General features: G+C 65.4%; 20 protein-coding genes. 14 read left to right on the forward strand and 6 right to left on the reverse strand.

The genetic code is table 11. From position 1 onward, the window contains the following. Nucleotides 1-14: 14 nt before the first annotated feature. Nucleotides 15-914, forward strand: a complete 900-nt coding sequence (locus ABIB99_RS05700) for an amidohydrolase family protein (RefSeq protein ID WP_354175040.1) — start codon at nt 15-17, stop codon at nt 912-914. 132 nt (nt 915-1,046) lie between these two features. Continuing rightward, complete coding sequence (locus tag ABIB99_RS05705) at nt 1,047-1,961, forward strand: PhzF family phenazine biosynthesis protein (RefSeq protein WP_354175041.1); 915 nt, start codon at nt 1,047-1,049, stop codon at nt 1,959-1,961. Nucleotides 1,962-2,150: 189 nt separating this feature from the next. Here the strand turns inward: ABIB99_RS05705 and ABIB99_RS05710 are convergent, their stop codons facing one another. Both ABIB99_RS05710 and ABIB99_RS05715 read right to left on the reverse strand, forming a co-directional pair. Beyond that, nucleotides 2,151-2,612: a DUF488 domain-containing protein gene (locus ABIB99_RS05710; RefSeq protein ID WP_208087574.1), complete on the reverse strand. Its 462-nt coding sequence runs from the start codon at nt 2,610-2,612 to the stop codon at nt 2,151-2,153. Between the two features lie 9 nt (nt 2,613-2,621). After that, entirely contained in the window at nt 2,622-3,458 is an 837-nt protein-coding gene (locus tag ABIB99_RS05715) for a DUF72 domain-containing protein (protein WP_354175042.1), read from the reverse strand. Between the two features lie 100 nt (nt 3,459-3,558). Between ABIB99_RS05715 and ABIB99_RS05720 the strand changes: the two genes are divergently transcribed. From ABIB99_RS05720 to ABIB99_RS05735, 4 genes are all read left to right on the forward strand, one after another. After that, entirely contained in the window at nt 3,559-3,942 is a 384-nt protein-coding gene (locus ABIB99_RS05720; protein ID WP_063982423.1) for a hypothetical protein, read from the forward strand. Between the two features lie 155 nt (nt 3,943-4,097). After that, the gene (locus ABIB99_RS05725; protein ID WP_063982424.1) at nt 4,098-4,298 is read left to right on the forward strand and encodes a hypothetical protein; all 201 of its coding nucleotides are present in this window, start codon (nt 4,098-4,100) and stop codon (nt 4,296-4,298) included. Nucleotides 4,299-4,569: 271 nt separating this feature from the next. Further along, nucleotides 4,570-5,703, forward strand: a complete 1,134-nt coding sequence (locus ABIB99_RS05730) for a glycosyltransferase family 2 protein (protein WP_354175043.1) — start codon at nt 4,570-4,572, stop codon at nt 5,701-5,703. A 6-nt stretch (nt 5,704-5,709) separates the two neighbouring features. Further along, the gene (locus tag ABIB99_RS05735; protein ID WP_354175044.1) at nt 5,710-7,212 is read left to right on the forward strand and encodes a glycosyltransferase family 39 protein; all 1,503 of its coding nucleotides are present in this window, start codon (nt 5,710-5,712) and stop codon (nt 7,210-7,212) included. Nucleotides 7,213-7,225: 13 nt separating this feature from the next. Here ABIB99_RS05735 and ABIB99_RS05740 read toward each other — a convergent pair whose 3' ends face one another. Further along, entirely contained in the window at nt 7,226-9,112 is a 1,887-nt protein-coding gene (locus tag ABIB99_RS05740; RefSeq protein WP_354175045.1) for a CHASE2 domain-containing protein, read from the reverse strand. A 61-nt stretch (nt 9,113-9,173) separates the two neighbouring features. Beyond that, on the reverse strand, nt 9,174-9,698 hold the full coding sequence (locus ABIB99_RS05745; protein ID WP_354175046.1) for a FecR domain-containing protein: 525 nt from the start codon (nt 9,696-9,698) through the stop codon (nt 9,174-9,176). Between the two features lie 657 nt (nt 9,699-10,355). On the opposite strand from ABIB99_RS05745, the gene ABIB99_RS05750 reads away from it, so the two are divergent. Next, on the forward strand, nt 10,356-11,447 hold the full coding sequence (locus ABIB99_RS05750) for a DUF2778 domain-containing protein (protein ID WP_354175047.1): 1,092 nt from the start codon (nt 10,356-10,358) through the stop codon (nt 11,445-11,447). A gap of 60 nt (nt 11,448-11,507) precedes the next feature. Here ABIB99_RS05750 and ABIB99_RS05755 read toward each other — a convergent pair whose 3' ends face one another. Together ABIB99_RS05755 and ABIB99_RS05760 are read right to left on the reverse strand one after the other, a co-directional pair. Continuing rightward, the gene (locus ABIB99_RS05755; protein WP_354175048.1) at nt 11,508-12,329 is read right to left on the reverse strand and encodes an SDR family NAD(P)-dependent oxidoreductase; all 822 of its coding nucleotides are present in this window, start codon (nt 12,327-12,329) and stop codon (nt 11,508-11,510) included. Between the two features lie 22 nt (nt 12,330-12,351). Beyond that, the gene (locus ABIB99_RS05760; protein WP_354175049.1) at nt 12,352-13,185 is read right to left on the reverse strand and encodes a MurR/RpiR family transcriptional regulator; all 834 of its coding nucleotides are present in this window, start codon (nt 13,183-13,185) and stop codon (nt 12,352-12,354) included. Between the two features lie 136 nt (nt 13,186-13,321). On the opposite strand from ABIB99_RS05760, the gene ABIB99_RS05765 reads away from it, so the two are divergent. From ABIB99_RS05765 to ABIB99_RS05795, 7 genes are all read left to right on the forward strand, one after another. Continuing rightward, nucleotides 13,322-14,614 carry an ABC transporter substrate-binding protein gene (locus ABIB99_RS05765; RefSeq protein WP_354175050.1) on the forward strand — a complete coding sequence of 431 codons (1,293 nt, stop codon included), beginning with the start codon at nt 13,322-13,324 and terminating at the stop codon, nt 14,612-14,614. A 104-nt stretch (nt 14,615-14,718) separates the two neighbouring features. After that, nucleotides 14,719-15,639, forward strand: a complete 921-nt coding sequence (locus ABIB99_RS05770; protein WP_354175051.1) for a branched-chain amino acid ABC transporter permease — start codon at nt 14,719-14,721, stop codon at nt 15,637-15,639. A gap of 3 nt (nt 15,640-15,642) precedes the next feature. Continuing rightward, nucleotides 15,643-16,686, forward strand: coding sequence for a branched-chain amino acid ABC transporter permease (locus ABIB99_RS05775; RefSeq protein WP_247309454.1), 1,044 nt, complete (start codon nt 15,643-15,645; stop codon nt 16,684-16,686). After that, complete coding sequence (locus tag ABIB99_RS05780) at nt 16,683-17,426, forward strand: ABC transporter ATP-binding protein (protein ID WP_028158494.1); 744 nt, start codon at nt 16,683-16,685, stop codon at nt 17,424-17,426. Before ABIB99_RS05775 ends, ABIB99_RS05780 begins: the two co-directional genes overlap by 4 nt. Continuing rightward, nucleotides 17,423-18,124 (forward strand): ABC transporter ATP-binding protein, encoded by a 702-nt coding sequence (locus ABIB99_RS05785; protein WP_247309456.1) that lies wholly within the window; start codon nt 17,423-17,425, stop codon nt 18,122-18,124. The genes ABIB99_RS05780 and ABIB99_RS05785 overlap by 4 nt, the downstream gene beginning before the upstream one ends. Beyond that, a complete protein-coding gene (locus ABIB99_RS05790) occupies nt 18,125-18,772 on the forward strand; it encodes an ATP-binding cassette domain-containing protein (protein ID WP_354175052.1) in 648 nt (215 codons plus the stop codon). It begins immediately after the preceding gene. A 12-nt stretch (nt 18,773-18,784) separates the two neighbouring features. Continuing rightward, a complete protein-coding gene (locus tag ABIB99_RS05795) occupies nt 18,785-20,221 on the forward strand; it encodes an NAD-dependent succinate-semialdehyde dehydrogenase (RefSeq protein WP_354175053.1) in 1,437 nt (478 codons plus the stop codon). The last annotated feature ends 15 nt before the right edge of the window (nt 20,222-20,236 follow it).

Consider the following 20,236-nt stretch of genomic DNA (forward strand, 5'->3'; position numbering starts at 1 on the left):
GGGGAGCAGTCACCATGATATCCCGCGAGCGTGGCCTGACGCGCCGCCAATTCGGCACAGGCCTTGTATCCCTCGTGTCGGCCACGGCCGTCGCGAGCCGAGCGAAGAGTGAGACGAGCTTGCCGACAATCGATACCCATGCCCATGTCTTCCACCGCGGCCTCAAGCTCGCGCCCGGCCGGCGCTATGCCCCCGATTACGATGCGCCGCTGGCGCTCTATCTGGAGCAGCTCGACCGCAATGGCATGAGCAATGGCGTGCTGGTGCAGCCGAGCTTTCTCGGCACCGATAATTCCTATCTGGTCGAGAGCCTGAAGACTTCCGGCGGACGCCTGCGTGGTATCGCGGTGGTCGATCCTTCCGTGACCGCGGACGAACTGCGCGCGCTCGATCGCGCCGGCGTCGTCGGCATCCGCCTCAATCTGGTCGGTCAGCCCTTGCCCGATCTCGCTGCCGGCGAATGGAAGGCGCTGCTCGGAAACGTGAAATCGATGGGCTGGCAAGTCGAGCTCCAGCGCAACGCGTCCGACCTCGCACTGCTGGCGCCGCAGCTGCTCGACCATGGTGTCACCGTCGTGCTCGATCACTATGCGTTGCCGGATCCGAAACTCGGCGTCGTCGATCACGGCTTCCAGTCGGTGCTGAAGCTCGGCGCGACGCGAAATGTCTGGGTCAAGATCTCGGCGCCGTATCGCAACGGCGCGAGCGGCGAGAGTTTTACGAAGGAGGCCTATCCGCTGCTGCGCAAGGCTTACGGACTGGATCGATTGCTGTGGGGCAGCGACTGGCCGCACACGCAGTTCGAGGCGTCGCAGGCTTACGCGAAAAACCGGCAGTTTCTCGATGGGCTGATCGTCGATGACAGCGATCGCGCGCAGGTGCTCGCATCGCCGTATCAGCTGTTCCGCTTCTGATTCTCCCTCCTGATCTCCTCGCGCGATTGCTCCGAATGCTCCGAATTTTGGGGCATGACGAGCGATATCGCCGGCCTGTAGACTGCCGGCGATGCGGCCGGTTGAGGCCGCGACTTTCATGAGGAAGTGAAGATGCAGCGCCGCTACATCACCGTCGACGTGTTCACCGACCGCGGCTTCGGCGGCAACCAGCTCGCCGTGGTGCTCGATGCCGGCGGGCTCACGACGCAGCAGATGCAGGCGATCGCGACAGAGTTCAACTATTCCGAGACGACCTTCGTGCTGCCGCCGCGCGACAGGGCCAACGACGCCGAGGTGCGCATCTTCACGCCGGTGCTGGAGATTGCCTTTGCCGGCCATCCCAATGTCGGCACCGCCTTCGTGCTGGCCTCGATGGCAAAAGAGCTGAAGCCGCGCCTGCTGTTTGAGGAGAAGGCCGGGCTCGTGCCGGTCGAGATCGTGAGAGAGCAGGGCCGGGTGGTCAGAACCGAGCTCACCGCGCCCCAACCTTTGGCGCGGCTGTCGCAATTGTCTGCCGCTGAAGCTGCAAGCTGCGTCTCGCTCGGTGCGGATGACATCAAGGTCGACAGCCACGCGCCGCAGATCGTCAGCGTCGGAAACGCGTTTCTGGTGATGGAGCTGCATTCGCGCGAGGCGCTCAAGCGCGCCCGGCCCGATGCGGCGGCCTACGGCAAGGTCTTGCCGCGGGACGGCGCCCGCTCGGTATGGTTCTACACGCGCGACGTGCCGCCAGCGGAGGCGCCTTGCGATCGGCAGGCGCGGATGTTCATGCGCGGCGCCAGCGGCCTCGTCGAGGATCCCGCCACCGGCAGCGCGACGGTCGCCGCGGCGGCGCTGTTTGCCGACCTCGATCCCACGCGCGATGGCGAGTTGAAGCTCACCGTCGGCCAGGGCTTTGACATGGGACGGCCAAGCATCCTCCGGACGCGCGTGCGCAAGCAGGATGGAAAGATCACGTCCGCTCATGTCGGCGGCAGCTGCGTGCAGATGATGGAAGGGACGTTTCGGCTGGTGGGCGAGGGGTGAACTCTCTCCACGCGCCAAGACGAGCTCGCGCCAGATCCGTCATCCTGAGGTGCGAGCCCTTGCGAGCCTCGAAGGATGCACGGCGGAGATGCTACATCGGGGCACGCCGTCGTCCTTCGAGGGCCGCTAAAGAAGCGGCCACCTCAGGATGACGGCTACGGTTAAAGTCGTCCTCCCGCCCGAAGGCCGCTACACCTGTCGTCCGGCCAAATTCCTCACCGCCACGCCATCGCGCTCCTCGATGATCTCCGCGATCATCTGGCGGTGGCAATGGGTGTGATCGCGCTCGTAGCAGAGCAGGCAAACCGGACCGGCCTTCATCACCAGCGCCGAGAGCTCGTCCATCTCTTCCCTGGCCTGCGGCGTCTTCAGGTGCTTTGAATAGATCTTCTCCAGCACTTCGTATTGGCCGCTGCGCGCGGCGAGGCGGCCTTCCTTCGGCGTGCCGAGCGCGGCGAGATGGACATAGGCGATCCCGCGCTCATCGAGGCCCGCGGACAGCTGCTTCTTCGAAAAGCCGGGCCGGCGCGAAGAGGTCACCGCGCGCACGTCGACCACGAGCTTGACGCCGGCCTCTACCAGCTCGTCGAGCACCGCCTTGGGCGGCGTCTGTTCATAACCGATGGTGAAGAGCTTTTTCGCCTTTGCCATGAACCATCCTCAGCTCACCCGCGCGATCAGTTCCATGGCGCCGGCCGGTGCGCGCACCTTGCCCTCGTGGATGACATAGGCGAACACGTCGCGCGGCTCTTTCTTCGGCTTGGCCTCGTCGACCTTCGGCAGATCGTCGGGTTCACTCCCCTCGGCCCAGTCCTGAAAGCGCTTGGCCCAGGCATCGAGCTGCTTCGGCGGATAGCAGGTCTTGATCTCGTCATTGCCCTTCTGGAGCCGTGCATAGACGAAGTCGCCGGCGACGTCGGCGATCGCCGGATATTTGCCGTGCTCGGCGAACACGACAGGCGTCTCGAACTCGCGGATCAGCGCGACGAAGTCCGGCGCGCAAAAACTGTCGTGGCGGACCTCGACGACATGGCGCAGCGCGCGCCCATCGAGCTTGCGCGGCAGCAGCTCCAGGAACTTGCCGAAATCGGCGCCGTCGAACTTTTTCGTCGGCGCGAACTGCCACAGCACCGGTCCGAGATGGTCGCCGAGTTCCAGCACGCCGGAATCATAGAACCGCTTGATGGAATCGCCGGCCTCGGCGAGCACGCGGCGGTTGGTGGCGAAGCGGGGTCCCTTCACCGAGAACACGAAACCATCGCGCACTTCGCTGGCCCATTTGCGAAAGCTCTCCGGCTTCTGCGAGCCGTAATAGGTGCCGTTGATCTCGATCGAGGTCAGCTTCGAGGCGGCATAGGACAGCTCCTTGGCCTGCGTGAGCTTCTCCGGGTAGAACACGCCGCGCCAGGGCTCGAAGGTCCAGCCGCCGACGCCGATGAAGATGTTGCCGGATTTTTTGGACGCGGTTTTTGCTTTGGCCACGGGAGGGTCTCGCATCGACGGGGAGGGACCTCATCCTAATCAAACCAGATGTGATTGGCCAGTTGCGCCGTCCCGTCTAAGGTCGCAACGGGACCCGCGCAAAAGGAGAACAAGAATGCGGATGCTGATGGTGGGAGCGGCGCTTGTCATGATGACATCTGCTGCCATGACGTTTGGTGCCATGGCCGACGATGACGACGATGCCAAGGGTGCGCAGAAGCTCGCCATGCAGGGCCGAGACGATTACTGGCATTGCCTGGCGCGGGAATATTCGCGCGACTCCAATCAGGGAATGTCGGAACAGGATTTCGGCCGCTCGGTCGCGGGCGCCTGTCCGTCGGAGCGGCAATATTACCGGGTGGCGTTGCTCGACTATCTCACCACGCAATATCCGAACATCGATGCCGGCGCCCATCTCGCCACCGCGAACAGAGCGGTCGAGTCGGCGCAGAAGGACATCGTGACGGCCTTCGTCAAGCACAGGCCGCCCGCAAAGTAGGGCAGTGGCGAACGGCCAATCGCGAAGAGGGCACGTAAGCCGGCGCTCTTCATTCGCGACGAGCCATTCGCTATTCGCCCCTCCGCGGGGGGCTCTTCCAGCTCCGCGCGCATCCATGGTATCATTGGAGGCATCTGGAACAGGGATGGGCTTCCATGTCGTCTGAGTCGATGGGTGGCATTCTGGGCGCGATCGTCGCGGCAGTCGTGCTTGCGGTCGCCGTCGTATTGGGGCCGATCGGCCAGTACGGCAAGCCGCCCAGGCCGGCAAAGGCCGAGCCGGCTCCGGCCGCAGCGCCCGCTGTCCCGGCCGCCCCCGTGCCGCGTGGGCCGGTGATCAAGGAAGTCCCGAACTAGCAAGGGTCTGAAAAAGAGCCGCTATGCCCCCTTGCGAAGCGGTTTTGCCGTACCTATCTAGCTTCTAACGGCGACGTTGAGTGAAACCTCCGGCGCTGGAACGACCTTGGAATAGCTTGGGCTTGCGCCGGATGTACGCGCGGTCCGCCGTTCCGGGGTCGTTGGCATTTTTGGGCCCTTTTTGGGCCTTTCCCCACAGACCCCCGGCTCGGTAGATCTTGGCAGCGCAACGTCTTGGCAGCGCAGGACGCGGCGGATATACGCTGCCGTCATGAATGAAGCGATCAGACCGGGCTCCGGCACTCCCCCGCAGGCTCAAGAGGCGCCGGAACTGTCGGTCATCGTCCCGACGTTCAACGAGCGCGACAACGTCACGGTGCTGTACCGGCGGCTGGAGGCGACGCTCGCCAACGTCGCCTGGGAAGTCGTGTTCGTCGACGATAATTCGCCCGACGGCACCTGGGACGTCGTGCGCGCGCTGGCGCAGCGCGACAACCGCGTGCGCTGTGTCCGCCGCATCGGCCGCCGCGGCCTGTCGGGCGCCTGCATCGAGGGCATCCTGGCCTCCAGCGCGCCCTATGTGGCCGTGATCGATGCCGACCTCCAGCACGACGAGACGCAACTGCCGAAGATGCTGTTGCTGCTCGCAAGCGACCAGGCCGATCTCGTCGTCGGCAGCCGCTACATCGAGGGCTACAAGAGCGAAGGCTTCAACAAGCAGCGCGCCGGCGCCAGCGCGCTTGCGACCGAACTCGCCAGGAAGGCGTTGCGGGTCGAGATCGCCGATCCCATGAGCGGCTTCTTCATGGTTCGGCGCGACCGTTTCGAGGAGCTCGCGCCAAAGCTGTCGGTGCACGGCTTCAAGATCCTGCTCGACCTCGTCGCGAGCGCGAACGGTAGGTTGCGAGCCGTTGAAATTCCCTACACGTTCGGCGAGCGCCAGCACGGCGAGAGCAAGCTCGATTCCATGGTCGCGCTGGATTTTCTCGGCCTGGTGCTGGCCAAGTTCACCAACGATGCTGTCTCGCTGCGCTTCATCCTGTTCGCGATGGTCGGCGGCATCGGCCTCGTGGTGCATTTGACCACGCTGTTCATCGCCCTTCAGCTGTTCAAGGCGCCGTTCGCGGAGGCGCAGGCCGCGGGCGCCGTCGTCGCCATGACCAGCAACTTCGTCCTCAACAACTTCCTCACCTACCGCGACCAGCGGCTGAAGGGCTTTGCGCTGCTGCGCGGCCTGATCGCCTTCTATATCGTGTGCAGCGTCGGCCTGCTCGCCAATGTCGGCGTCGCCTTCTCGGTCTACGACCAGGAGCCGATCTGGTGGCTGGCCGGCATGGCCGGCGCGCTGATGGGCGTGGTGTGGAACTACGCGATGTCCGGACTGTTCGTCTGGCGCAAGAAATAGCTCGACATGGGCGGGGCTGACGCGCGGATTGTCCGCAATACCGCGCTGGTGATCGTCGCGCTGGTCGGCTTGCGGCTGGTTGCAGCCGCGTTCACGCCGATCACCTTCGACGAAGCCTATTACTGGATGTGGTCGAAGAACCTCGCCGGCGGGTATTACGACCACCCGCCGATGGTCGCCTATGTGATCCGCGCCGGCACCATGATTGCCGGCGACACCGAGCTCGGCGTCCGCGTGTTCTCGATCCTGCTCGCGCTGCCGATGAGCTACGCGATCTACCGCTCCGCCGCCATCCTGTTCGGTGGCGCGCGGGTGGCGGCGACCAGCGCCATCCTGCTCAATGTGACCATGATGGCCTCGGTCGGCACGCTGATCGTCACGCCCGATGCGCCGCTGCTCGTTGCTTCGAGCTTCGTGCTGTTCTTCCTCGCCAAGGTGCTGGAGACCGGCCGCGGCGTCTGGTGGCTCGCCGTCGGCGCGGCGGTCGGCGCGGCGCTGCTGTCGAAATACACCGCGATGTTCTTTGGCGCCGCGATCCTGATCTGGCTTGCGGCCGTGCCGAAACTGCGGCGCTGGTTCCTCTCGCCCTGGCCCTATCTCGGCGGTCTCGTTGCGTTCGCGCTGTTCTCACCGGTGATCCTGTGGAATGCGGATCATCAATGGGTCTCGTTCGTAAAGCAGCTCGGCCGCGCGAAGATCGAGGACTTCCGTCCCGTCTTCATCGCCGAGCTGATCCCGACCCAGATCGCCTTCGCAACGCCGCTGGTCTTCATCCTCGGCGCGATGGGCCTGCACGCGCTGACCTGGCGCCGGGCCGGCGCGCTGGCCTCGCGTTTGCTGATCGAGACGCTGTTCTGGACCATCGTCGTCTATTTCGTCTGGCATTCGCTGCATGCCCGCGTCGAGGCCAACTGGTTCGCGCCGGTCTATCCGCCCTTCATCGTTGCCGCGGCCGCCGCCGCCAATCTCGTGCCGTGGCAACCGCGCGCGCGGCGCCTCGCGGATTTCTGCCTGCGCTGGGCCGCGCCCGTGGGCATCGTGATGTTTGCGGCGCTGATCGTGCAGGCCAACACCGGCTGGCTGTCGGGCTATCGCCGCGACGCGACGGTGCGCAGCGTCGGGGTCGGCTGGCGCGAGCTCGCCGCCGAGATCGAAGCGGCGCGCGTGCGCAGTGGCGCGACCTGCGTGCTCGCGCAGGACTACGGCACCACGGGCTGGCTCGCCTTCTATCTGCCGCGCGGCACCTGCGTGCTGCAGCAGAACCAGCGCATCCGCTGGGTCAACATGCCCGAGCCCGATCCAAAGCTGCTTGCCGGCAAGTTGATCTCTGTCGACGAGCTGCGCCCGGACGGCCATCCCGCCCTCGACGAGCTCTTCGCGAAGGTGACGCAAATTGCGCAATTGCAGCGCAAGCGCGGGCCGCTCGTGGTCGAGACCTACGGCATTGATCTGCTCGAAGGCGCCAAGGGCGACGTGCTCGACCGCTCGCCGCCGCCGGAAGCGCGGTAGGCGGCCCCAAAAATCAGTCGATCATCTCGGCCCTGGCGGCGGCCTGGCTCGGCCCGTTCTGGTCGCGCCAGAACCAGACGGTCACGACGCCGGAGCGGCCGCGGACCTGCGTGAGCAGGGGACCTGACAGAATGCCGTCGGGAGCGCCGTGGAAGTCGGCCGCATCCAGCAGCGTATCGGTCAGCGCGAGCCGCGCACAGTTCTGGGCGGCAACCTCCATCAAGCGGTTCGCGACGTTGACCGTGTCGCCCGTCGCCGTGATGTGCTGGTGGCTTTCGCCGAGGCGGGAGGCGATGATCGGGCCGAAATGCGCGCCGATCTTGAAACCGAGCTGGCCGCGGAGGGCAGGCGGCAGCGAAGCGATCCAGCGATCGACGCTGCGATACAGGTCGATCGAGCATTGCAGCGCGCGAGCGGCGTCGTCGGGCATCGCGTGTGGCAGTCCGAACAGGATCATGGCGCCGTCGCCGAGAAAGCCGGTGATCAGGCCGCCGCAATCGACCGCGGCCTTGTCGATCAGCGCGTGAAATGCCCTCAGCAGATGCTGCAGCTCGTCCGGATCGATCCGTTCGCTGAGCGTCGTGAAACCGGAGAGATCGATGAAGACGACGGCCGCATCCTGCCGGACCGGCCTGGACAGGAAATTCGGATCGCGCGTCAGCCATTCCTGCACGGCGGGCGCCTGGAATTGCGCCAGCGACCTGCTCTTGGCGGCAAAATATTGCGTGCGGCGGCCGCCGGCCCACAGCTGCACGCCGGCAAAGACCGCGACCGGCGGCACCGCGGCGGCAAGTGTCGTCGCGGCGTTCAGCCAAACGCCGTGCGTGAAGGCGAACAGATTGAGCCCGGCCCAGGCGATCATCACCGCGGCGGCCGCGACGATGCCGGGCGCGCTGCGCCGCCAGGCGAGCAGGCCGACCAGCAGCATCGGCAAAAGGATCGCGAAAAGCGCGTCGGCGATGTGGACCTTGCGGTCGCGCACGATGCCGTCACCGGCGACGAGATGGGTGATCGCGGTCGAGATCACCTCGACGCCGGGCATCAGGGAATCGAACGGTGTTGGATAGAAGTCGCCGCCGCCGGCGACCGCGGCGCCGATCACGACGATGCGGTTCTCGATCGCCGCGCGATTGAGCGTACCGTCGAAGATGCTCTGCGCGCTGACGGTGCGGATGGTGCGGCGCGGGCCGTAATAGGTGATCGGCAGCGCGAAATCGCTGTCAGTCGACACCGCGCGATCGCCGAGCATGAGATGATCCGGCGCGATCGTCAGCGGCTTGTCGAGCGCGCGCGTCGCGACGCGCAAGGGAAACGACAGCTCGACCTTGTCGCGGGTCCGGAACAGCATCGGCACCGAAAGCGGCGAGCCCGACTGCCCCGTCGCGACGTTGACGACTCCGACCTCGGCGTGATCGGCGAAGGCGGGCAGAGGCAGCAGGAAGCGCTCGGCCTGTGGCAGCGCGGCGAGGGGACCTTGGGTGCCCGGCTCCACGGTCTCGCTGGCGGTCGGGAAGATCGCCGCGGCGGCGAGCACTATGGGACCGGTGGCGAGCGTGTTTGCTAGCGTCGCGTCGCCGATCGCAGCGCTGCGGTCGACCAGGAGCAGGTCGATCGCGACGACCTTCGGCTTGAACTGCACGATGGTGTCGACGACGCGCGCGAGATCGGCGCGCGGCAGCGGATAGCTGCCGCCGCGTTTCACGACGGTGTCGTCGATTGCGACGATGGTGACGAGATCGGGCGGAGCCTGCACGCCGCGGACCTGGGTCCGCCAATCCGTCAGCGTCGCCTCAAGCCGATCGAGAAAGCGCAGATGACCGTTGGCGTGGCCGGCATAGATGCCGGCACCCCACAGCGCGGTGAGGACGAGTGCCACCAGGATCTGAACGCGTCTAGTCATTACGTACTGCAATCTTCTTTGTCGCCCGGGCGTTGCTGCGCGGGCCTTAATTGTCCAGGCCTTATTGACCCAGTCTTGCCATCAGCGCGTCGACGCGCGGCTGGCCCCAGGTCTTGACGGTCAACGGGCCGGTTGCCTCGACATCGACGCCTTGGCCCGGTCCGAGCACGACGCCGCGTCCACGAGCCCTGCGGCTCACACTGACACGGCCGTCGGCAACGAAGACCGCGGTCTTGGCCTCAGCGACATCGACGGCCCATTTGGTCCCGCGCACTGCGGCGATCGCCTGCGGCGTCAGCACCTTGAAGGGATTGCCGCCGGGCTTCTTGGGCACCTCGATCAGCAGCGCCTTGCTGCTCAACTCCACGGAGTCAATATGTCCGTCGCGGTTGGCGTCCTTAAGTTCAAATCTGGCGCCGTTTTCCGCAACGATGGTGATGCCGTTGTCGCAGCGCCACACTTGCGTGCCCGCAGCCGATGGCGATGCTATGCAGCCGACATTGACAGCCGGCTGTGCATTCGCAGACCCGATCAACTGAAACAACCACGCCAGAGCGAAAATACCGGCGCCCGCGATCCCTCTCATGCCAGCCTCCGTTTGCGTGCTTGGCACAGTTCAAAGCGATGTTGATACGGTACCGTATCACACGCAGAGGCTGCTGAAAAGTGCCGCTCTCGGAGCTATTTCCTCGGTGCGGTCTTTTCCAGTCCGGCGCGATCAACTTTCGGTCAGGGCGCCGTGCTGCGTGAGCACTCTGTGCGCGTTGTGTGATGTGGGACGGGCTCTGCCGCCACCCTGCTGACACCCGCTGGAGAGGGCGCCGCGCACCAGCCTCGCGCAACGCTTCCCCGCTATTGTCCGGGTATTGAAGACCACGAAAACGACTTGGTTGGATGGCCTTAGAGGGGCGGCCTGTGACGTCCATCGAACGCGCCGAACCGGCCGAGAATTATAGTTAACAGATGCTGCTAAGTCCGTAGTTCTGCGGACTTTTTTCTCGAAATGGGACAGCGTTAACGCGGTGCCTCACATCTGCCCGAACTTAATCTGCATTTAACTAAAAGTCGCCTTAATGACGCTCCGACCTCCTGCGAGATGCTGATCCCGGATCGTGACCAGCGGCACTTCGAAGGGGGACTGAGTGACACCGTCCTGGACGCAAGGCGAATGAGTACGAGTATCGCTGCGCAGAGTAACGCGGCACGGAAGTCCAAGAATTCTCTTCGGAAGCCTTCCCGGAAAATGACCACCACCAATTGGCTGGGCGCTGCGGCGATCGGCTGCGTCGTGATGGGCGCCGGCTGGACCATCTACAGCAACGTCCTCGGCGCCAGCGTCTATCCGACCGTCGGCAGCGTTGGCTACGACGAGCCCGTGATCAAGCGCGCGCCCAGGGTGGCGCTGCGTGAGGCCGGCGAGGCCATCAGGGACACCTTTGCGCTGCTGCCCGACCGGCTCCAGGTCGCAGCCCCGATCTCGCGCGAGATGTTCAACGAGCGCTTTGCCGCGGCCGCGACCCCGGGCGTGGCGTCGAATGCGAGCGCCGCGCCCGCAACCCAGGTCGCCGTCGCCAAGGAAGCGTCGAAGGACGCCCCCAAGCAGAGCGTGATCGCGAAGGTCGCGGACGCGCTGAAGCCGGCGGCGCCGGCCAAGATTGCCGACAAAACTGCGGACAAGGCCAAGCGCGCGCCGGATGCGCAGATGCAACTGGCTTCGGCCGATCCGGCCGAGATCGTGCCGGCGCCTGAGGCGAAGCCGAAATCGTTTGCCGATCGCGCCAAGGCCGCGGTGATGTCGATCACCGGTCCGCGCCAGTCGATGGTCGAGAAGCTATGGGGCAAGCGGGAGCCGTCCGGCGGGCTGCTGGCCTATGCCTCGGCCGATGCCAGCGTGACCGCGTCCATCGCGCCGAGGGAGCAGAACCCCATGCTCGGCGGTTCGGCGCCCTATGAGCGGGACACGGCGGTCTACGACATCACCGCCAAGATGGTTTACCTGCCCGACGGCACCAAGCTCGAGGCGCATTCCGGCCTCGGCTCCAATCTCGACGATCCGCGCTCCTCGCGTGTCCGCATGCGCGGCGTGACGCCGCCGCACATCTACATGCTGAAGCCACGCGAAGCGCTGTTCCATGGCGTGCCGGCGCTGCGCCTGACCCCGATCGGCGGCGAGAGCGCGATCTACGGCCGCGACGGCCTGCTCGCCCACACCTTCATGCTCGGGCCGAACGGCGATTCCAACGGCTGCGTGTCGTTCAAGGACTATTACGCGTTCCTCGACGCCTACCGTAACAAGGGCATCCGCAAGCTCGCGGTGCTGGCGCGGGTAGAGTGATCCCGGCTCATTCTGGATGATACAAAAGGGCCGCTTGCAGCGGCCCTTTTCTTTTCTGCTTTAGCCCGGCCAGCATTGTCCGCCGCCGTCGATCCTGAGCACCTGGCCCGAGACGAAGGCGCCCATGGGACCTGCAAAGAACTCGACGACGCGCGCGACCTCGTCGACGGTCGCGATGCGGTCGAGCGTGCCGGTCTCGACCATCCTGTCGGGATCCACCGCGCGCGTGCCGAGGAAACGGCCGGTGCGGGTATCGCCGGGCGCGATGCAGTTGACGGCGATGTCGTAGGCGCGGAGCTGGTCGGCCAGGCATCGCGTGTAGTGGGTCACGCCGGCCTTCGACACCGCATAGATCGAGCCCTGGGTGCGGCCCTTGAACGCGGCGACCGAACCGAGCGTGACGATGCGGCCGCGGCGCCGCTCCATCATTCCCTTCGCGACCGCCTGGCAGGTCAGAATGGTCGAGAGCAGATTGCGCTCCAGCACCGCGCGCACATCGGCCTCCTTGATGTTTACCGCGTCGTTCGGGTCCGGCTTTCCGCCGGCGGCTGCGATGTCGCCGCCGGCATTGTGCACGAGAATGCCGATCGGGCCGAGGGCTGCTTCCGTCTCGGCAATCACGCGCGCGATGTCCTCGCCCCTGGTGAGGTCGCCGAGCACGCGCTGGCTGCGGACGCCGAATTGCTGGCCGATCTCTGCGGCGACCGCGGTGAGGGTGGTGCCCTCGCCATATTCCGCCGGCCCGTTCTCGCGCATGCCGTGGATGGCGACATCGGCGCCGAGCGCGGCGAGCTTCTCTGCAAAGGCGCGTCCGAGCCCGCGTCCCGCGCCGGTCACCAGCGCCACCTGTCCTGACAATACTTTCCCGTCATGTGCAGCCATGATCTTCTCCTGTTATGAAACGTCAGTCTGCCGCGAGATCGAGCCCGATCGCCATCGCCTGCACGAGGCACATCGGCGCGACCAGCGTGCGCAGCGCCGGCTCGGGCATGTCCTGGATCTCGAACACGACGCTCGCGCCTTCGACGATCGGGCTCAGGAGGCTGTCGGTGATGGAAATCGTGGGCACGCCGCGCGCAACGAGTTCGGGAAACAGCCGCGCCGTATCCGGATAGTAGTTCCGGAAGCTGATCGCGACCAGCGCGTCCTCCGTGGTTGCGGCATGCGACTGCTCGTGGATGCTGCCGCCGGTACCGTCGAGCAGGACGATGCGGCGTCCGAGCTTGCGCAGCACGTAGGCGAGGTGGGTCGCAACCGGAAACGAGCCGCCGAGGCCGAGCAGATAGATGTCGCGCGCTTTCGCAAGGATCGCAGTTGCCGCGTCGAGCTCGCGCGCATGCACGGACTGGCTCAGCGTCACCAGCGACGATTGCGCCTCCGAGACGAAGCGGGACAGCACCGCGGCCGGCTGGCGGCCGAGTACCGATTTCTCCTCGCTCTTCATGCGGGCGAGCCGCGCCTTGTAGCTTGGTGCTACGCCGGCAACGAGGCGTGAGCGGAATACCTGCTGCATCTCGGTGAAGCCGCCGAAGCCGAGCGCATGGGCGAAGCGAACGATCGCCGAGGGCGGCACGCCCGAGCGCTGCGCCACCTCCGCCACGGTGCCGAGCGCGACATCGGTCGGGTGATCGAGCACGAACTCCGCGATCTGCTGCAGCCGGCCGGACAGCGCCCGGTGCCGCTGCGCAATGGCGCCGCGCAGCTCGTCGTAGCTCATCGCGCCTTGTGCCTTGTTCATCGTCTCGGGTCTCCGGATCGGTCGCCTGTTTAACGGCATTTCACCGTTTGGATCAAATATTCCACTTTACATAACAAATGGAATGAATATTCTAATCGCAGAAAAAAGCAAAAGACTTCGAAAACGGGAGGAAACAATGAGAGGGCGTCAGATCTCACGGCGAAGCGTTCTGAAGGGCAGCTTGATGGCCAGCGTCATCGGCGGCACCGGCAGCTTCTTTGGGCCGTGGAAAGAGAATCACGCGTGGGCGCAAGGCGCCAAGCCGATCAAGCTCGGCCTGACCTGCGACGCCAGCGGCCAATACGGCAACAGCGGCCAGGACGATTTCCGCGGCATCAAGATGGCGATCGACGAGTTCAACGCCAAGGGCGGCGTGCTTGGCCGCCAGGTCTCGTTCATCACCGCGGATACCGAGACGACGCCGGCCACCGGCAGCCGCGTCGCCGAACGCTTCATCACCCGCGAGGACTGCACCATCCTGATCGGCGCGCTGCATTCCGGCGTCGCCAACGCCATCACCCAGGTCGCCAGCAAATACGGCGTGATCTACATGAACACCAATTCCTCCGCGCCGAGCGAGGCCGGGGAGAACTGTTCGCGCGTGAAATTCGTCTGGGACGGCAACGGCACCAATTTCTCCAAGGCATCGGTCAAGAACGCAGTCGATTCCATCGGCAAGAACTGGATGCTGCTGACCAACGACTACGTCTGGGGTCACACCACGTCTGCCGCGACCAAGGCGCAGGTCGAGGCTGCCGGCGGCAAGATCATCGACAATCTGCTGGTGCCGCAGAACACCCGCGACTTCACCGCCTACCTCCTGAAGATCCAGCAAGCAAAACCCGACGTGGTCGCAACTGCGATCGGCGGCGACGACATCAAGGCGCTGCGCGAGCAGGTCGCGCAGCTCAAGCTCGACGGCAAGCCGGCCTGGATCAACAACCAGCAGGACTGGCCCGATGTCTGGGGCGCGCCTGACAGCCTGTTCGGCGTGTTCGGCACGACCTGGTATCACAAGCTGCAGCTGCCCGGCGTCGCCGAGTTCGTCAAGAAATGGCAGGCCGCCAACAAGGACGGTCCGATCCCGGTGCCGGGCAACGTCTCCTACAACGGCTACATGTCGACGCGCGAATTGCTCCGTGCGATCGAGCGGGCAGGGTCGACCAACAACGTCAAGATCATCAAAGAGCTAGAGAACCTGAAGGTCTCGGCGACCGACCGCATGCAGCATTTCGACGCCTACATGGATCCCATGACGCATCAGATGCAGCAGACGATCTATCTGGCGCGGCGCAACGCCAAGCCGGCTGACAACACCGATCTGTTCGAGATCATCAGCTGGACGGAGCCGAAATCCGCCGCCGATGACGCCGCACCCGGCAAATGCAAGCTCACGCCCTACGAGCAAGTGCCGACCGTCGACTCCTAGCGACGGTGCGTCGCGTCGTGGAACGAGCGGCGCGCGTATTGCGCGCCGCAGGCCCGGGCCATCTGTGTCCCGAGTGAGCAAATGCCAGCTGCGAGACCAAGACCTTGTTCGACCTTCTTCCGCATCTTCTGAACGGCCTGACGCTCGGCCTGCTGTTCGCGCTGATCGCGCTCGGCTTCATGCTCATTGTCGGGCTGATGGAGCAGATCAACCTTGCGCATGGTTCCCTGTTCGCGCTTGGCGCTTATGTCGCCATGCAACTGACCGGACCGCGCCCGCCATTGCCGGCCGATCTCGCGAAAGCGTGGCTCGCGCTCCCGCTGGGCTGGCGCTATGCCGCCACGCTGGTGATCGCACCCGTGATCGTGAGTATCGTCGGCATGCTGATCGAGCTCTGCATGCGCCGCACCTACGGCAAGGACCCACTGTACGGGCTTCTCCTGACCTTCGGTGCGGCGATGGTGATCGAGGAGCTGATCCGCCTGGTCTGGGGTACGCGCGACTATGTGCTGCAGGTGCCGTCCGCCATCAATGGCGGCTTCCTGTTCGGCGATCTGATCTGGTCGACCTATCGTTTCTACGCGGCGGGCATCGCGGCCGGGATCATCGGCCTGGTCTGGCTGTTGATCGAAAGGACGTCGTTCGGGGCGACGGTCAAGGCCGGTGCGCATGACAGCGAGATCGTCCGCGCGCTCGGCATCAATTTGTCGCGGTTGCGGCTGCTGGTGTTCGTGTTCGGCACCATGCTGGCCGCGATTGCCGGCATCATCGTCGCGCCGATCTGGGGCATTCGTCCGCATATGGGCGTCGATGCCGTCATCCCCGCGTTCCTGGTGATCGTGCTCGGCGGCGTCGGCAGCTTTTGGGGCGCGGTCGTGGCGGGGTTGCTGGTCGGGCTCTGTGTCGGCCTTGCCGGCGCTTACGCGTCCGAATGGTCGCTGTTGTCGATGTACATCCTGCTCGTTGCCGTCGTGACGTTCCGTGCGCGCGGCCTGTGGGGCAAGAAGAGCGTGCTCGAGGCCTAGGGAATGATTGTGGGATCAAAATCGTCATCCGACGCTGCGCGCCTCGTCACGCCGACGATGCTGGTGCTCTGGCTCGTGCTTGCAACGGTGCCGCTGTGGATCACGCGGATCGGGCTCTATCCCTATCTCGGGATCGAGATCCTGATCTGGTCGCTCTATGCGCTTGCGTTCAACCTGGTGCTGGGCACGGCCGGACTTCCCTCGTTCGGACATGGCGCCTATTTCGGCATCGGCGCCTATGCGTTCGGGCTCTGCCAGCTCGACATTGTCGCCAATCTCTGGATCTGTCTCGCTGCCGCGGCCGTGGTCGCGGGGCTTGCCGGCGTGCTGGTGGCGCTGTTCATCTCGCACCGGCGCGGCATCTACTATGCCTTCATGACCATCGCCTTCGGCCAGATCTTCTGGACGCTGGCGATCAAGTCGCACCGCATCACCGGCGGTGAGGATGGGCTTCTCAAGATTAAACGGCTGCCGGCCGATTTCGGGCTGGTGTCGTTCGATCTCACCGACAATGTTGCGTTCTACTATTTCGTGCTCGCGGTGTTCGCGGTCGGTACCGCCGTCTTGTGGCGGCTGGTGCATTCGCCCTATGGCCGCGTGGTCGCTGCGATCAGGCAGAGCGAGGTTCGCGCCGCCCATCTCGGCTATAACGTGTGGCTCTACAAGGCATCGGTGTTCGCGCTGTCGGCGGCCGTGTCCGGTTTTGCCGGCGGACTGTTCGCGATGGCGCAGCTCGCCGCATTCCCGGACGTCATGAGCCTGCATCAATCTGGCTACGTCGTGATGATGACGCTGGTCGGTGGCGGGCTCGTCAGCTTCTGGGGGCCGGTGATCGGCGTTTTTCTCTTCCTCACCGCGCGCGACGTGATCGGCGCGCTGACCAATGCCTGGATGCTCTATTTCGGTCTGCTGTTCATTGCGATCGTGCTGTTCCGCCCGGAAGGCATCGCGGGCGCGCTCTCGGCCGCCGTGCAGCAGCATTCACTCAACGCGTTGCGGCGGCGCGGCACGTCCGCGATGCGACTGCTGGTCGGGGGCGGGCGATGAGCATGATCGAGGCCGCAGGTGTGCACGTTCGCTTCGGCGATCGCGTCGTGCTGGAAAGCGTCGATCTCGCGGTTGCCGAGGGCGAGTTTCACGGCGTGATGGGCCCGAACGGCGCGGGCAAGACCACCTTCTTCAACGTCCTCACCGGCCGGGTGAAACCGAGCCGCGGCCGAGTCCTGCTCGGCGGCGAGGATGTCACGGGATTGAGCCCGCACCGCATCGCCGCCAAGGGCATCGCCCGCTCGTTTCAGATCATGACCCTGTTCGACGAATTCTCAGCCCGCGACAACGTCATGATGGGCTTGCCCGCGTTTCGCGCCCGAGGCCTCGATATCGCCCGTGCCGCAGCCGGTGACCGCAGGTTTGCCGAGCAGGCATCCGAAGCGCTCGCCGCGGTCGGGCTTGCCGACAAGGGCGATGTCCGTGCCAAGGACCTGTCCTATGGCGACCGCCGCGCACTCGAGATCGCGGTCGCGCTGGCGCAGGCCCCGCGCGTGCTGTGCCTGGACGAGCCCACCTCCGGCCTCGGCTCCGACGGCGTGCAGCGGCTGGCCGCTCTGGTGGCGCGCCTGAAGGGCCGGCTGACCATCGTCGCCATCGAGCACGACATGGAGTTCCTGTTCTCGCTCGCCGATCGCATCTCGGTCATCCATTGGGGCCAGGTGGTGGCGCGCGGCACGCCGCACGAGCTGCAGCAGAACGAATGGGTGCGTCGCTCCAATCTCGGGAAATTCGCATGATCCTCGAAGTGGATGGGGTCGATACCTTCTACGGCGAGACCCAGGCGCTGTTCGGCGCCTCGCTCGCTATCGAGCACGCCAAGGTGTTTGCACTGCTCGGGCCGAACGGCGCCGGCAAGACCACCATGCTCCGTTCGATTCTCGGGCTGACCCGCCCGCGCCGCGGCGCGGTTCGCTTCGACGGGCATGACGTGACGCGCGATCCGACCCACGAGATCGCGCGCGCCGGCATCGGCTGGGTGCCCGACGACCGGCGGCTGTGCCCGACCTTGTCGGTGGCGCGCAACCTCACCATCGCGCAGAAGCGCACGCGCTTTCGCAACTGGAGCGTCAAGGAGGCCGCCGCGATCTTCTCGCCGCTCGAATATCTCATGGAGCGCGACTGCGAGAACCTGTCGGGTGGCGAGATGCAGATGGTCGCCATTGCGCGCGCGCTGGTCGGCTCGCCGGGACTGGTCCTGTTCGACGAGCCGAGCCAGGGTCTTGCGCCAAAGATCGTCGGCGACGTGCTCGCCACCATTTTGCGCATGAAAGAGGAGGGGATCGCCTCGCTGGTTGTCGAACAGAATGCGGAGATCGCGCTGTCGGTGGCCGACCATGCCGCGGTGATCGATCGCGGCCGGATCGTCTGGACCGGCGAGGCCGCCGCCTTGCGCGACGATCGCGCGCTTCGTCAGCGCTTGCTGGGAGTACAATAAGTGGCCGCACCGCTGCTCGTTCTCGATGACGTTCGCAAGGTCTACACCAGGGGCCGCGTCATCCGCCGTCCGACGTTCACGCTTCAGGCGAACCTGTCGCTGGAGGAGCCGGGTATCGTCGGCGTGGTCGGGCCGAACGGCGCCGGCAAGACGACGCTGTTCGAGATGATGACCGGCTCCAACGCGCCGACCTCGGGGCGCGTGCTGGTCGCGGGCACCGATATCCATGGCGTCAAATATCGCGAGCGCGACCGGCTCGCGATCCACTATCACCAGTCCTATCAGGTCAGGCGGTTCCGCAAGCGCGTTCCGTCCGCCTTGCTGGCGCCGTCGCCGACCCGGACGCCGCTGGTTCACTTGTTCGACGAACCGCAGTTCAACCTGCAGGACGGCTATATCGGCTTCATGCTCGATTTCTTCCGCAAGCTGCGCGACGAGGGCAGGCTGGTCATCCTCTGCATGCATCCGACAGCTAGCTGGCACCTCGACATCCTCGCCGAGATCGCCGGGCAATTCCTGTTCGTCGCCGGCGGCGGGGTGACGCGGATGGCGGACTTCCGCACGCTCGCCGCCGAGCCGCGCTTCCGCCTCTATCTCGGACCGGAGATGACGCGCGCCGCGGACGCCATCTGTCAGAGCTCGACCTAAAAGGAGACTCCGTTGGCCTATTCGAACACGCAGCTTTTCATTGCCGGCAAATGGCGCCCGGCCCATTCGGGCAAAGCGATCGAGGTGCGCAATCCCGCGACGGAGGAGGTGATCGGCACCGTCGCGCATGCGGGCCAATCCGATCTCGACGAGGCGCTGGCCGCCGCTTCCGCCGGATTCAAGATCTGGCGCAATGTCGCGCCGTTCGAGCGCTGCCGGATCATGCGCAAGGCCGCCGCGATCATGCGCGAGCGCAATGACGAGATCGCGCCGCTGCTGACGATGGAGCAGGGCAAGACGCTGGGCGAGGCCAAAATGGAGGCGATGGCCGCCGCTGACGTGATCGAGTGGTTCGCGGAGGAGGCCAAGCGCGCCTATGGCCGTCTGATCCCCGCGCGCGGCCCCGGCATCTACCAGATCGCGATGAAGGAGCCGGTCGGCCCGGTCGCCGCGTTCACGCCGTGGAATTTCCCGATCAACCAGGTCGTGCGCAAGCTTTCCGCAGCGCTCGCTGCCGGCTGCTCGATCATCGTCAAGGCGCCGGAGGAGACACCAGCTTCGCCCGCGCAGTTGATCCGCGCGTTTGCGGACGCGGGCGTGCCCGATGGCGTCATCAACCTCGTCTACGGGGTGCCGTCGGATATCTCCGAATATCTGATCCCGCATCCGGTGATCCGAAAAATCTCCTTCACCGGCTCGACCCATGTCGGCAAGCAGCTCAATGCGCTTGCGGGCCTGCACATGAAGCGCGCCACCATGGAGCTCGGCGGCCATGCGCCGGCGATCGTCTTTGGGGATGCCGACGTCGCGTCGGCTGCAAAGATCCTGGCGGCGGCGAAATATCGCAACGCCGGCCAGGTCTGCATCTCGCCGACGCGGATGCTGGTGCAGGACGACGTGTTCCGCGAATTCGTCGACAAATTCGTCGACAGCGCCAAGGCGTTCAAGGTCGGCAACGGCCTCGATCCCGAGTCCAAAATGGGCTCGCTCGCCAATCCGCGCCGCGTCACCGCCATCGAAGGCATGGTGCAGGATGCCGTCGGCAAGGGCGCCAGGCTCGAGACCGGCGGCAAGCGGGTCGGCAACAAGGGCCATTTCTTCGAGCCGACCGTGGTGAGCGATGTGCCGAAGGATGCGCGCGCGATGAACGAGGAGCCGTTCGGCCCGCTCGCCCTGATCTCCCGCTTCTCGTCATTCGACGACGTGGTCGTGGAGGCGAACCGGCTGCCCTTTGGTCTTGCCTCTTACGCCTTCACCAGCTCGGCCAAGACGGCGGCCGCGATCGGCTCGGCGGTTGAGGCCGGCATGATGTCGATCAACAGCTTTGGTCTGGCACTGCCCGAAGTGCCGTTCGGCGGCATCAAGGATTCCGGCTATGGTTCGGAAGGCGGCACCGAGGCGATGGAAGGCTACTTCAACACCAAGTTCATCAGCCAGACGGGCGTGTGAGCGGGCGTTGCATGC

The organism is Bradyrhizobium sp. LA6.1, from assembly GCF_040547805.1.
Classification (GTDB): domain Bacteria; phylum Pseudomonadota; class Alphaproteobacteria; order Rhizobiales; family Xanthobacteraceae; genus Bradyrhizobium; species Bradyrhizobium barranii.